At 64.9% G+C, this 12,434-nt stretch carries 11 protein-coding genes; 2 read left to right on the top strand and 9 right to left on the bottom strand.

The annotated features are described in order from the left end of the window. Positions 1-50 precede the first annotated feature (50 nt). Both ACQ4WY_RS19445 and ACQ4WY_RS19440 read right to left on the bottom strand, forming a co-directional pair. On the bottom strand, positions 51-971 hold the full coding sequence (locus ACQ4WY_RS19445) for a LysR family transcriptional regulator (RefSeq protein WP_353658315.1): 921 nt from the start codon (positions 969-971) through the stop codon (positions 51-53). Between the two features lie 78 nt (positions 972-1,049). Further along, complete coding sequence (locus ACQ4WY_RS19440; RefSeq protein ID WP_436505416.1) at positions 1,050-1,748, bottom strand: UPF0149 family protein; 699 nt, start codon at positions 1,746-1,748, stop codon at positions 1,050-1,052. 104 nt (positions 1,749-1,852) lie between these two features. Between ACQ4WY_RS19440 and ACQ4WY_RS19435 the strand changes: the two genes are divergently transcribed. Further along, a complete protein-coding gene (locus ACQ4WY_RS19435; protein ID WP_436505414.1) occupies positions 1,853-2,866 on the top strand; it encodes a serine/threonine protein kinase in 1,014 nt (337 codons plus the stop codon). 125 nt (positions 2,867-2,991) lie between these two features. After that, complete coding sequence (locus tag ACQ4WY_RS19430) at positions 2,992-5,433, top strand: hypothetical protein (RefSeq protein WP_436505413.1); 2,442 nt, start codon at positions 2,992-2,994, stop codon at positions 5,431-5,433. A gap of 263 nt (positions 5,434-5,696) precedes the next feature. Here ACQ4WY_RS19430 and ACQ4WY_RS19425 read toward each other — a convergent pair whose 3' ends face one another. From ACQ4WY_RS19425 to ACQ4WY_RS19395, 7 genes are read right to left on the bottom strand one after another with little or no spacing between them, the layout of a single operon-like run. Continuing rightward, the gene (locus ACQ4WY_RS19425; protein WP_070224711.1) at positions 5,697-6,071 is read right to left on the bottom strand and encodes a DUF8785 domain-containing protein; all 375 of its coding nucleotides are present in this window, start codon (positions 6,069-6,071) and stop codon (positions 5,697-5,699) included. Between the two features lie 24 nt (positions 6,072-6,095). Continuing rightward, complete coding sequence (locus tag ACQ4WY_RS19420) at positions 6,096-7,340, bottom strand: TerD family protein (RefSeq protein WP_436505412.1); 1,245 nt, start codon at positions 7,338-7,340, stop codon at positions 6,096-6,098. After that, positions 7,337-8,332, bottom strand: coding sequence for an HpcH/HpaI aldolase/citrate lyase family protein (locus ACQ4WY_RS19415; RefSeq protein WP_436505411.1), 996 nt, complete (start codon positions 8,330-8,332; stop codon positions 7,337-7,339). The genes ACQ4WY_RS19420 and ACQ4WY_RS19415 overlap by 4 nt, the downstream gene beginning before the upstream one ends. Further along, the gene (locus ACQ4WY_RS19410) at positions 8,325-9,431 is read right to left on the bottom strand and encodes a cysteine protease StiP family protein (protein ID WP_436505410.1); all 1,107 of its coding nucleotides are present in this window, start codon (positions 9,429-9,431) and stop codon (positions 8,325-8,327) included. Before ACQ4WY_RS19410 ends, ACQ4WY_RS19415 begins: the two co-directional genes overlap by 8 nt. Beyond that, positions 9,428-10,180 (bottom strand): HAD family hydrolase, encoded by a 753-nt coding sequence (locus tag ACQ4WY_RS19405; protein WP_436505409.1) that lies wholly within the window; start codon positions 10,178-10,180, stop codon positions 9,428-9,430. Before ACQ4WY_RS19405 ends, ACQ4WY_RS19410 begins: the two co-directional genes overlap by 4 nt. After that, complete coding sequence (locus ACQ4WY_RS19400; protein ID WP_436505408.1) at positions 10,158-11,315, bottom strand: phosphoribosyltransferase domain-containing protein; 1,158 nt, start codon at positions 11,313-11,315, stop codon at positions 10,158-10,160. The genes ACQ4WY_RS19405 and ACQ4WY_RS19400 overlap by 23 nt, the downstream gene beginning before the upstream one ends. Continuing rightward, a complete protein-coding gene (locus ACQ4WY_RS19395; RefSeq protein WP_436505407.1) occupies positions 11,312-12,349 on the bottom strand; it encodes an ATP-grasp domain-containing protein in 1,038 nt (345 codons plus the stop codon). The genes ACQ4WY_RS19400 and ACQ4WY_RS19395 overlap by 4 nt, the downstream gene beginning before the upstream one ends. Positions 12,350-12,434: the final 85 nt, after the last annotated feature.

The following is a 12,434-nucleotide window of genomic DNA, read 5'->3' as shown; positions in this document are numbered from 1 at the left end:
CATTGATGAAGTCTGAATTGCGTCTGGTGCAATGATTGTTGGCTCAGACCCTAAGCGTCTGGTGGCGTGCTGCCGCACAGCTCCTTGATCATGCGGCGCAGCCAGCGGTGCGCATGGTCGTGGTCGAGGCGCGGGTGCCAGGCCTGGAATACTTCCACACTGTCGACGGGGATGGGCAGCTGGAAGGTGCGCAGCTTCAAGCCCAGACGCTCGACGATGGCCAGCAGGGGCGTAGGCATCAGCGGCAGCAGCAGGCGCGAATCGGCCACGGCGAAGATGGCGGACTGAAAATTAGGGCTGATCAGCGACACCCTGCGCATGTAACCCCGCTCGGCCAGGGCCGTATCGAAGGGGCCGCGCGCCAGGCCGCGCCGCGAGACGCTGATATGTTCGTATTCGGTAAAGCTGTCGAGGTTGATGGGGCCGTCGAAGATCGGGTGGTCGCTGCGGGCGATGCCGACAAAGGAGCTGGTAAACAGCTGCTGCAGCTTGATGTCGGGCGCAAAGGCGCGCCGCGCGCTGATGTACAGATCGATGCGGCCCGCGTGCAGGGCGTCGTTTTCCGTGGCGCCATCGCCTTCGGGCACGAAGCGCAGCACCGTGTGCGGCGCATGGATGGCCAGCAGGTCGCGCAGCTTGCCGCCGTAGGCGCCGACAAATACGTCGTTGGCGCACAGGCTGAAAGTGCGTTCCAGGGTGCGCAGGTCGATTTCACGGCCGGAGGTGAAGATGGCGTGCGCCTGCTCCACCACGCCGCGCACCTGTTCGCGCAATTCCAGTGCGCGCGGGGTAGGCGCCAGGCCGCGCCCGGAGCGCACGAAGACGGGGTCGCCGATGGCGTCGCGGATGCGCGCCAGGGTGCGGCTCATGGCCGGTGCGCTCAAATTCATGCGCCGCGCGGCGGCCACGGCGCTGCCTTCCTCGAGCAGGATGTCGAGGGCAACGAGCAGGTTCAGGTCGGGGAGTTTCATGCGGCGATTATAGCCCGTAGGCCAACGCCAGCGCTGCGCCGGCAGGACGCCGGCGCAGAGGGAGATGCTACTGCGGGATTACTCGGCTGCCGGCTCGGCGCCGCAGCATTTCTTGAACTTCTTGCCGCTGCCGCAAGGGCAGTCGTCGTTGCGGCCCACTTTCGGCTCTTCACGCTTCATGGTTTGCACGGGAGCCTTGCGGCGCGGGACCCAGAAACGGTGGATGGCCGGCAGGTTCGCTTCCAGTTCCTGCGCCAGCTTGTGCGCCTTGACCGGGTCTTCCACCAGTTTCAGTTCTTCTTCCTTGATTTCGTCGGCGCCCAGCAGGTAGATCGGCTGCATCAGATCGGCCACTTCGGAATCCCAGATCTCGTTCCACGAACCAGGACGCAGTTCCATGCCGTCCCAGAAGCCCCAGCACCAGGCTTCGGCGTCGATCAGGGTCTGGCCTTCGTAGTCGTGCTCGACGAACAGGGCTTCGAACTCTTTCGGCGCCACTTCAAACGTCACCAGCACTTCGTTCATGAAGCGCATGATCAGGTTGACGATGCGTTCTTCTTCCTTGCTGTTCTTGAATTTCGGTGCATCTTCGGCATCTTCGCCCCACACGCGCGGCAACCACTCGGCCGGCATGATCGGTTCCGGGCCGATGGCGACGGCCGTCAGATAGCCGTGCAGCATATCCATGGTCATCGCGTCTTCGGAGCACCGGTCCGACAACAGGAATTGGTCTAATTCGTCGAATTCTTTTTCTGATAATGGCTGTTCGAGTTGCATGGCTTGCTCTTTGTATTGAATGTAAGCCGCCAGTATACGCTTTGCTGGGCTGTGCCGCCGAAGTGTTTGCACCGGCGGCCCGCGCGCGCCTTACAATGTCGCTTATGCACAATGAAAACCAGCCGCACGAGGACGACCGGCCCGTCCATCCCTTTTCCGCCCTGAGCCCCGATTGCGTGCTCGACGCCCTCGACAGCGTGGGCTTGCGCGGCGACGGCCGTCTGCTGGCCCTGAACAGCTATGAAAACCGCGTCTACCAGGTGGGCATCGAAGACGGCGCGCCCCTGGTAGCCAAGTTTTACCGCCCCGCGCGCTGGACCGATACGGCCATCCTGGAAGAGCACGCGTTCGTTTCCGAACTGGTCGAGCGCGAAATCCAGGTGGTGCCGGCGCTGGAAATCAACGGCAGCACCCTGCACCAGTACCAAGGCTTCCGCTTTGCCGTCTTCCCCCGCCACGGCGGTCGCGCGCCCGAGCTGGACGATCCGGCGACCTTGGAATGGATAGGACGCTTCATCGGCCGCATCCACGCCGTCGGCGCGCTGTCGACCTACAAGGAACGGTCGGCGCTCGATCACCAGACGTTCGGCGTCGAGCCGCGCGAGTTCTTGCTGGAGGGTAATTTCCTGCCGCCCGAACTGCTGGCCGCGTATTCCAGCGTGGCGCAGCAGGCGCTCGATGGCGTCAAGCGCTGCTATGACCGCGCGGGCGACGTGGCCGTGCTGCGCACGCATGGCGACTGCCATGGCGGCAACGTGCTGTGGACGGATGCCGGCCCCCATTTCGTCGATTTCGACGATAGCCGCATGGGACCGGCCATCCAGGACCTGTGGATGATGCTGTCGGGCGAGCGGGGCGACATGGTGCGCCAGATGAGCGACATCCTGGCCGGCTATGAAGACTTTTGCGATTTCGACCCGCGCCAGTTGTACCTGGTCGAAGCGCTGCGCACCCTGCGCCTGATCCATTATTCGGCCTGGCTGGCGCGCCGCTGGGACGACCCCGCCTTCCCCGTCGCCTTCCCGTGGTTTAACACGCAGCGCTACTGGCAGGACCGCATCTTGGAATTGCGTGAACAGGTGGCGCTGATGGATGAAGCGCCTTTATGGCCAGTTTGACCTAAACGCCCGAAAAGGGCGGTAAAAGTCGCTCTTCTTGCAGTGCTGATTTGCAGGTGCTTACTCGATAATGGTGCTAATAAATTCCCATAAGCAACGGAATTCACCCGAATAAGCGAGAAATCATGCAAGCACAGCAAAATCAGCGTCAGGCCGTTTCCCTCACCGTCGCGTATTCCGCAGACGACGAGTTCGACCAGGACAGCATGGTCTCGCTGCATGATTTCAAGGACCTGGAGCGCAAGGCCGAGGCGCCAGCGTCGCTTCCTGCCGCTCCTGCCACTGCAATGCCCGAGCCGCAAGCCGAGCCGGCATCTGAAGCCGACAGCAAGGCGCCGGCCGCCGAACGCCAGAAAATGGAATTGAAAGCCATCCACGAGGCGATAGCCCGCGTGGAAGCGGAAGCGAAAGCCACCTGCGCTGCCGAGAGCCGCGCGCTGGCCGAGGCGCGCGTGCGCTCGCTGGCCGAGGACCGCGCCGCCATCGACGCGGCGGCCGCCGCCGCCGCACAGCAAAATGCGCAGGCAGCCGAAGAAGCGATTGCTGCCAACCGCGAACGTCTCGATACCATGCGCGCCGCCGCGCAGGCCAGCGTGGCCCGCCTGGAAGCCGTCAAGCAGGAGACGGCCGAACTGCGCGCCCGCGTGGAGTCGGACAATGAAATTCGACTGGCCGCGGAACAGCGTTCGCGCGCCGAACAGGAAAGCCGCTTGCGCGCCAGCGAGCAAGTGGCCGTGCAGTCTGAACTGGCCGAGCAGGCAGCCCGCGCCGCCGAGGAATTGCAAGTGCAGACGGAGCAGGCGCGCCTGCAAGCCGTCGAGCGCGTCGCCGCCGTGCAGGCGGCCAAGGAAGAAATGGTGGGCATCGCTTCGGCCGATGCACGGGTCGCCGTGCTGGCCCGTGAACGCGAGCGTCATGCCCACGGTGCGCGCCAGACGGCGCAGATGCTGGCCGAAGCGGAAAGCGAAGCGCTGGACTTGACGGTGCAGCGCGAGCGCGCGGACCAGATCGCGCTGGAATCGGCCTTCAACCGCGCCGCCGCCGAAGTGCGCGCCCTGGAAGAAGCGCGCGCGCTGGCGCACCTGGAACAGGAACGCGAAGCCATCGCGCTGGCGCAGGCGGAATCGGAGCGCCATGCGGCGCAATCCCTGCGTTTGCGCCTGCAGACAGAAAAAGAATTGCGCGACGCGGCCGTCCACCGCGAGCGCCTGGAAATGGTCGCCGTGGCCAGCGCGCAGGCGCGCCGTGATGCCGACGTGCGCATCCTGGCCGCCACCGAAGCGCGCATCGAAGTGGACCGCCAGTTGCGCGCCGTGGCGCTGGCCCGTGTCGCCGCCGAACAGGATGCGGAAATCGCCGGCCACGCCAAGCTGGAAGCGGAAACGGCGGCCCTCGAAGAAACCAAGGCACGCGAAGCGGCCGAGCAGGCAGCCGCCATGGCTGCCGCCCGTGAACTGGAAGAGCAGCAGCGCGCCGCCAGCCTGGCGCACGAACGCGCCGAACTGGCGCGTCAGGCGGCGGAACTGGCCGCCAGCCAGAACGCGGCCGAGCAGGCCGAGGTCGACGCCGGCCAGGCTACATTGGCTGCGCAGGCGCAAGCGACGCAACTGGCGCAGGAAAAAGCGCAGCAGGCAGAGCAGCTGCTGCAGGCCGAGCAGGAGCGCCTGGCCGCCGAACACGCCGCCATCGCCGCCCTGAAAGAGAAACTGGAAGCGGAAGCGCTGGCGTTCAACGCGGCGCAGGAACGCATCGCCGCCGAAGGCGTGCAAGCGGAACTGCTGCGCGGCCAGCATGCGGCCGAACAGGCCTTGCGGGAAGCGGCGCAAAAAGAAGCCGACGCCATCCGCATCCTGATGGACCAGGCCCTGGTCGAAGGCGAGCAGAAAGCCGCTGCCGCGCAAGCCGTGCAGGCGCAGGCGCGCCTGGCCGTGGAACTGGGGCAAGTGCATAGCGAGCGCGCCCGCGTGGAAGAAGACAAGGCGCAAGCTGCCGATGCGTTGCTGGCGTCCGAGCGCGATTTCGTCGCGGCCGAGCGCGAGTCGCTGGCCTTGATCGCGCAAAAACTGGTGCAGCAGCGCCAGACCAGCAGTGCCGAAGAGCGCGCCTCGCAAGCCATCGCCGGCCGCCTGGAAGCGGAAAAACAGGCGACGGCGGCAGCTGAAACGCGCGCCGCGATGGAACAGCAGGCGCTCGACGCCATGCGCCAGCGCGAGCAACTGGAACTGGCCGCGCAGCAGGCCGCCAGCGAGAAGCTCGCCGCGCAGCAAGCCTTGCTGGCCAGTGCCCAGGCCCACGCTGCCTTGCAGCGCAAGGCGGCCGACACGACGCGCGCGATGGCTGCGGCCAAGCAGCAATTGCTGGACCTGGAAACGGCGCGCGCGCAGCAGCAAGAGCGCGAGCTGGCCGCCCTGCGCGCCAGCCTGGAGCAGCCGCAAACCGTCTTTTCCAGTTCCTTGAGCGCCGCCCGCGCGCAAGCCGAACAAGTCAGCTCGGCCAGTCTGACGCGCGAAGTGATCGAGCGCCTGACGCAGCCGAATGAGGCAGGTGCCGTCTGGCGTTCGCGCTAGGCTCTAAGGTTTAAAACTTCCTTCCCCACGCCGGTATTCCAGGGTGAGTTGGCGTGAGGACTCGGAGCCTGGGCGGACAGGGAGAGCGAGGCGGCCAACAGGGCCAGGGCGGTGCATGGCAGGTGCATGATGCTTCCAGTGATGGGGGAATCACGCTAACGATCGGCTGGCGGCTTGTCATGTGATTGACTAGACCTAGGGAGAGGCGCCGGCCTGGAAGGGCTGGCCGGCGCGATGCTGCTGGAGTTGTTGGACTTGCGGTATTACTGGCTCAAGACGACTTTATCGGCAAAATACTCCGTCTCGCCGAAGCATTGCGTGGGCACGCCCTTGTGCTGGCTGTAGGTGACGAGGATGCGCTTGCCGGCCGCAGCCGACAATTGCTTCGCCACTTCCTCGTCGCGCACGCTGAACTGGAATTTCTCCGGGATGGTGCCCGGCAGCGCCGTCAGCAGCAATTCACCTTCCCATGTCTTGCAGATCCAGCCCCGCTTGGAGAACTTTTGCAGGTAGCCCGCCCGTTCGCCTTCCGAATACGAGAAGCTGAGGGCCATCCACGTGTAGGCGGCCAGCAGCAGGAAGCCGGCCACGAGGAAGATGGCGAAGGCGAAGGTGACTTTTTTGGTCGTAGGGGTCATGGTAGGTTTGTTTAGGTAAAAGGATCAGTCCTTGCGGCCGGCTTTCCAGTTCAAGCCGAAATTGTAGCGCTCGTCCATGGCCTGGTGCGCCGTGATTTTACCTTGGCCGCCGAAGTATTCCACCAATTTTGTCACCTGCAGGTTGCCGCCGTGGTTTTCCAGCATGGCGATGGCGCACATGGCGTGCTGGCTGTCGCTGTCAAGGCGCACTTCCACGGTAGGCTGGCCGGGAATCTCGATCGTCACGACGCCATCCGTGGCGGCCCAGTTCGGCACGCCTTCGTAGATGAAGGCGTAGACGAGCACGCGCTTGATCTGGTCGAAATGGGTGCCGTTGATGAAGATGTTTTCGCCGCTGCTGATGCTGCCCGTGCGGTCGTCACCTTCCAGGTGGATGTAGGGCGGACGGTCGTAGGCGCCCCAGCTGTTGCCCAGCGCCTGCACGGCGCTCTTGGCGCCGCTGCTCATTTCGAACAGGCAGCCGATATCGAGGTCAATGCCGCCAGCGCGGCCGGCCGGTTTGTTGAACAGCTTGCCGAGGAAGCCCGTGTCCAGTTTCGAGGCGGGCGCCTGGCCTTGCGCGGCGTTCTGGTTCCAGTTCAGGTTGACACGGATGCGGCCATAGCCGCCGCTGTCGCGCTTGTCGAGCGAAATCTTGTCGCCGCGCTTTTCCAGGCGGATTTTCGACAGCGAGATTTTATTCGCCGGCGGCGGGGCCGCTGGCGTGGGGACGGGAATCGGCGCAGGGGCAGGGGCCGATTGCGCCGCCTCGCTGCCGCCGAAGTGCTTCAGCAGCGCCGCCAGGCCGCCGGCAAAGCCCTGGCCCACGGCGCCGAAGCGCCAGCTGCCGTCGCGGCGATACAGTTCGCCGATGATGACGGCTTTTTCATCCTGGAAGTCATTGCCCGTGAAGGCAAACGTGGCAGCCTGGCCCAGCGCCATGCTGGAGTTGCCCAGCGCGCGCATGCTGCCCTGTTCCGTCGCCGCCGTGAATACCAGCTTGTCGATCGAGGCGGGCAGGCGGGAAAGGTCCACCTGGAAGGTGGAACGGGGGCCGTTCAAGTCCACCGTGATGGCGTTGTCCGGCGCGCTTTTCTGGTTGAAGAACACCATGTAGCGGTCGTCCGACAGCTTGCCGGCCGCATCGACGCCGAAGCAGCTGACGTCCACTTCCATCGAACCCGAAACGATATCGAGCGTGACGGCAAACGGGCCATTCAAGCCCAGGTCAGCCAGTTTGCCTTTTTGTCCGCGTGTGAAATTGGTCATGGTCGTGCAGTCCCTTCGTCGCTGGAGAGTTGAGTATTCAAGGAGTGATGCAAATGAGGGGCGGGCGCCGCGGCGCCGTCGGCCGCATGGCGGATGCCGAACAGGCGCGCCTGCTCGATGATGCGCAGCGCCCAGCTGCTGTGCGTGGCCACTTCGCACATCGATTCCTGCATGCGGAACACGGCCGGGCTGTCCGGGTCGATGATGCGCAGCGCCAGTTCGATGTCCGACTGCGCCACCTGGTAGTGGCGCTCGATCTGCGGCACCTGGTCCGGGTGGATGGCCGTCTTGGCGATCATGCCGTGCGCCATGTCCTGCGCCACTTCGGCGTCCAGCCAGCTGCCCTGCGACAGGTGCTCGAAGACGGGCGCCGTCAGCTGGAAGCCGTGCGGCTTGAAGATGGTGACCAGGCGGCCGATGACCTGGCCCAGCGGCGTCTGATAGATGGTGCCGCTGGTGGGGCGGCGCAGTCCCAGCAGGGCCAGCAGATCGTTGCCGCCGATGCGCAGGGCCAGGATGCGGCGTCGCACTTCGGGCGCCGACAGGAGGATGCGGAACTGCTTCATTTCCTCGTCGTCGAACACTTCCGCCGTTTCCAAGGTCGGCATCAGCAGATGGTGCGTGTGGCGCACCAGTTCGAAGTAGGCGGCGAAATTGTGGCGCGTGGACTTTGGCAGCACGAACCCGCTCAATTTGTCGGCGCCGGGCATGGCCAGCACGCGCGCCAGTACCTCGAGATTACGCACGCGCACGAAGCGCAAGGTATCCGATTCGTCGCACATGTTTTGCAGCGCCAGCGACAAATTGAACAGCGCGTAGCTGAGATCGCGCTCGGCGATGGCGTCTTCGGTGCAAAGAATGACCGAGCGCAAATGGCTGAATTTGTCGCCATTGGCGATCGCCAGCAAGTCCTTGTGCGTGGTCGGCACATACATGGAGGCGCCTAGCGCCGCCTTATGCTCACTTTGTGGGTGTAGGGAGTTGTTATCCATCAACTGCGCTCCTGATAAGGGCGACCGCCTGGTAGGGCAGCGCCGGTTCTACTGTGACGGGTATGGCTTTTTCCTGCGCCAGAAGCAGCAAATGTGCCACGTCCGGCGCATTCGTGTCGCGCACGATCAGGCGCTCGGGCACGCGGCGCAGCAGCACGCGCGTCGCTTCGCCGATGCCTGGCTTGATCAGGTTGATGTCGCTGATACCATATTCCTGCTGCGCAGCGGCCATGTAGGCTTGCGAGCGGGCCGCCATGGATGGCGCATCGCTCGCTTCGGCCAGCGGGATGCCGCTGCTCGATGCAATGGCCATGGCGTCGGCCACCAGGCCGTCGGCGAAATCGCGCGACTGGTCGTGCTGCTCGAACTGCGCGTAGTACACGCAGCCATGGAAGTCGTCCGGACCGATGGCTTCATTGAGCACGGAGCGGCTGACCAGGCCCGAGACGGTGGCATTCAAAATACTCGACGGGATCAGGTAGTCGCTGGCCGAGGCGGCGCAGGCGGCCGTACCGGCCAGGTCGGACAGCACGAACAGGCCGCCGTCTATCGCCGTGCCCTGCGCGGCATTGAAGTCGTGGACGGTCTGGCGCAGTTCGCGCGAAATCACGCCCTTGCCTGTCCAGCCGTCGACGAAGACGAGCGAGGCGTCACTGTGGCCCTGCGCCAGGATGTGCTTGAGGGCGTTCGCATCGATGCCGCGGTCGCGGATGATGGAGACGGAATAATGGCTGCACTCGCGCTGGAAGACTTGGCGCAGCAAGTGGCCCAGGATGACGCCCACGGGCGTACCGGCGCGCGCCAGCGACACCAGCGTAACGGGCCCCGTGCGGCGCACCGCGATCAGGGCCGCCAGGCGCAGGCAGTCGCGCGCCATTTGCAGGCGGTTGGCCGCAAACGCGCTCTGGAACAGGGCCAGGTAGGCGGGCGATGGCAGGGATTCGGGCGACAGCATTTCGCTGTAGTGGCGCTGGCCGGACTGGATCAAGCGCTCCTTTTCGGCCAGGTCGCGTATCGGTTCGAGCGCCATCGGCGTGAGGAGAAATTCCACGTCTTCCTGGCGGTAGCTGCCGCTGAAATGCTGCGTGCCTTCGGTCATAGCGCCGCCACCGTGAGGGCTGCCAGCTGGGTGCCGTTGGGGATGATGGCGTAGTCGCAGGCGGCCATGAAGCGGGCGTCCGAACGGCTGTCGCCCATGCCGAAGCTGACGATGGGGCCATGCTCGGCTTCCAGCTCCGCGCGCAGGTAAGCCACGGCGCGCGCCTTGTTCAGGGTCTTGGGCAGCACGGCCAGGTTGTTGCCGTTGCGGTGGATGAAGTAGTCGGCGCCTTTGCTTGCGATCCACTGCCGCAGCACCTGCTCTTCGATGTCGGCCAGGCGCTCGCCGCGCGCTTCATGGTCCTTGACGACGATGTAGAACGGCGTGTTGTAGTCTTCGATCAGGCGCGCGCGCGAGGGCATGCCCGCCTTGATCTGGAAATCGTCGATGATGCGCATGGCGTCCTGCAGACCGGGCAGCGCCGTCTGCATGTCGTTCTGCATCAGGGCCAGCCAGCCCGCGTCGAGCGCGCCGCCAGGCTGCAGCACGATGCCGCCGTAATCGAGCACGCTGTAGCTGGTAAACGGCAGGTCGACCCGGCGGAAGGCGTCGCCATTTCTCGCCGTGGCGGGAATCAGGGTCATGCCGCTTTGCGCGAATTCAAAGAAGGCGCGCTGGCGCGCCGTCGTAAACGAGCAGGCATCGCCATTTTTCAGGTAGGCGGCTGGCTGCAGGTCGGTCTCGCCGGGGCATTTTTTCGGGGTCTGGAACAGTGTGTCGTCCAGATCAACAAACAGGAATTTCTTCAATTTTGGTCTCTGACTGAAAGTGGAACAGGCGGCCATTCAGTTGGCCGGCGAGTTGCATGAGGGCCGGGCTGGCCGGGGTTTCATGGCAGATGAAAACGTGCTGGTACTGGCCAGGCGCCACGTTGTACAGGTAGTTGGCGATGCCTTCGCCGTAGTTGTCGTCGCAGCGGACGATATGGCCGACGGAGCCCCACGACAGGATCGGCGAGCGCGTGGTCGATTGCACCACCACGTTCTTGCCCAGCGCTTCGAGTTCGCGCGCCAGCAAGAACGAGGGATGCATGAATTCGCCCGTGCCCAGCACCAGCACGGAGTCGCCGGCGCCGATTTCCTGCGCCAGTTGCACCGCCAGGCCTTGCGGCGGCGTGAGGGCGCGCCCCACGCCGATGCGCCCGAACGCGGGGCTGGCGCCCCGTTCTGCATTCGCCTCGAAGCGCTGCGCGCTGTCCGCTATCGGAGCAGGCGCATCGCCAGCCTGGAAGGCGTACTGGCCGGACAAGGCTGCGCCTATGCTGGTGGGCAGGCCGAAACGCTGCGTGAGTGCGGCGTTGGCAGCCTGGCCCATGAAATTGGTGATCACGCCCAGGTGCAGTTTTTCCAGTTGCGGATAGCGCGCGCGGCACACTTGCACCAGGTTGGCGAAGGTGTTGCCGGTCGACGCTTCGTCATCGATCAACACCAGGCTGCGGGCCGTGGAAAACAGGGCGCTGGCGGCGTCGGACAAATGCAAAAACTGGCGCGGCGCGTGGCTGTGCGATTCCTCGAATTCGAAGAAGGGCACGCTGCCCACGCGGTAGCGCGAGCTGTGTAAAAACAAGGCCTTGCCATTCGGATTGGCGCGCAGCCAGGCTTCGAACACGCCCTGGCCCAGACCGACGGCCGTTTCTGCCATGGCGATGAAGACCACGGGGCCGGGCAGGCTGGGGGGAATCTGCGCGGCCAGGTCGTCGTGGATGGCTTCCATGGCGCGCGGCGTGACGGGCCAGTGTTTGCCCAGCACCTTGGACAGGAACAGGAAGCCGCGCTTGGCGTTGGCGCGCGCGGCAAAGCCGATCAGCCAGTCCAGCGGAAAGCGCGCCTCGTCCACTTTCAAGGTCAGCTCGCCCGTGGGCATCTGCTGCTTGACGAGGTTCATGGCAGCTCCACGGCGTAGGCGGCTTCGCCCACGCGCATGCCTTCGTGGATGGCGGGTACGGTGAGCTTGTCAAAGCCCTGGTCGAAACCGGCCAGCGCCAGGTAGGGCAGGTTGGGGCCTGCCGCGCAAGCCATGCCGATGCCGCCCGACATGCGCGGGTTGATCTCCAGCAGCGCCAGGCCGTTCGCGCCTACACGGAACTGGATGTTGAAAACGCCATTCAGGCGGTAGTCGCGCGCCAGTTTGTCGCAGGCCGCCAGCAAGTCGGCGCGCAGCTCGATCAGCTGGCCGCTGCCGCCCCCGTGCAGCTTCTTGCGCGGCACGGCGCAAATGAGCTTGCCCTGATCGGCGACGCAGTCGGCGCTGTATTCGTGGCCGTCGAGGTATTCCATCAGCAGCAGGGTCTTGAACGTTTCCATCTGCGCCAGGCCGGTGCGCAGCTCCTGTGCATTGATCTGGTAGGCGGCGCCGGCCAGCAACAGCTGGGCGCTGGTGCGCTCTTCATCGAGAATGGCAAAGCCCAGCGCATACACGGATTCGGACGGCTTGATGCACAGCTTGCGGTGCAGCGGGCGCAGCTCGGCGTAGGCGGCGTCGTATTCCGCGATGGTGGTCACGGCGCGGTAGTCCGCCGGGCGCGCCATCGGCAGATCGAGGCCGTCGCAGAAGCGCGCCTTGTCGTGCATCAGGGTCAGCGTCTCTTCGCTGGCCACGCTGAGCACGCGCGTGCCGAGGGCGGCGAAGCGCGCGCTGGCGCTGCCGATCAGCCCCGCTTCCTTGCCGGGCCAGAAAATCGTGATGTGCCGGTCGCGGCAAAATTCCAGGCACCACTCGACATAATTGTGGCCCGTCAGTCCCGACGGTTCGACCACGTATTCGTGGGCCGACAAAAAGGCGGCCGCATGCGCGTTCGTGTTGCTGCACACGATGTGATAGCGGGGCGCACCGCTTGTCGCGGCCATATCGGCCTCGCGGATCAGGCGCATGGCCGTGCCAACCGAGGAAAATGTTTTGTTGAACCAGACTCTTTGCATGTACGGGGACCGGGTAAAGAAAGGGAAAGCCGCGCGCAGATGCGCGCGCGGGGAGTCTAACCAGCCAGACTTAACCTGGCCTTAG

Source organism: Janthinobacterium salmonicoloratum (genome assembly GCF_051380845.1).
Classification (GTDB): Bacteria; Pseudomonadota; Gammaproteobacteria; order Burkholderiales; family Burkholderiaceae_D; genus Janthinobacterium; species Janthinobacterium lividum_F.
The sequence above is the reverse complement of the archived record's forward strand: the minus strand, read 5'-3'. Positions and strand labels throughout refer to the sequence as shown.

Bases quoted from the DNA above. Each gene is read 5' to 3' on its own strand.
- ACQ4WY_RS19445 (WP_353658315.1), bottom strand. From the start codon at position 971: ATGAAACTCCCCGACCTGAACCTGCTCGTTGCCCTCGACATCCTGCTC.
- ACQ4WY_RS19440 (WP_436505416.1), bottom strand. From the start codon at position 1,748: ATGCAACTCGAACAGCCATTATCAGAAAAAGAATTCGACGAATTAGAC.
- ACQ4WY_RS19435 (WP_436505414.1), top strand. From the start codon at position 1,853: ATGCACAATGAAAACCAGCCGCACGAGGACGACCGGCCCGTCCATCCC.
- ACQ4WY_RS19430 (WP_436505413.1), top strand. From the start codon at position 2,992: ATGCAAGCACAGCAAAATCAGCGTCAGGCCGTTTCCCTCACCGTCGCG.
- ACQ4WY_RS19425 (WP_070224711.1), bottom strand. From the start codon at position 6,071: ATGACCCCTACGACCAAAAAAGTCACCTTCGCCTTCGCCATCTTCCTC.
- ACQ4WY_RS19420 (WP_436505412.1), bottom strand. From the start codon at position 7,340: ATGACCAATTTCACACGCGGACAAAAAGGCAAACTGGCTGACCTGGGC.
- ACQ4WY_RS19415 (WP_436505411.1), bottom strand. From the start codon at position 8,332: ATGGATAACAACTCCCTACACCCACAAAGTGAGCATAAGGCGGCGCTA.
- ACQ4WY_RS19410 (WP_436505410.1), bottom strand. From the start codon at position 9,431: ATGACCGAAGGCACGCAGCATTTCAGCGGCAGCTACCGCCAGGAAGAC.
- ACQ4WY_RS19400 (WP_436505408.1), bottom strand. From the start codon at position 11,315: ATGAACCTCGTCAAGCAGCAGATGCCCACGGGCGAGCTGACCTTGAAA.
- ACQ4WY_RS19395 (WP_436505407.1), bottom strand. From the start codon at position 12,349: ATGCAAAGAGTCTGGTTCAACAAAACATTTTCCTCGGTTGGCACGGCC.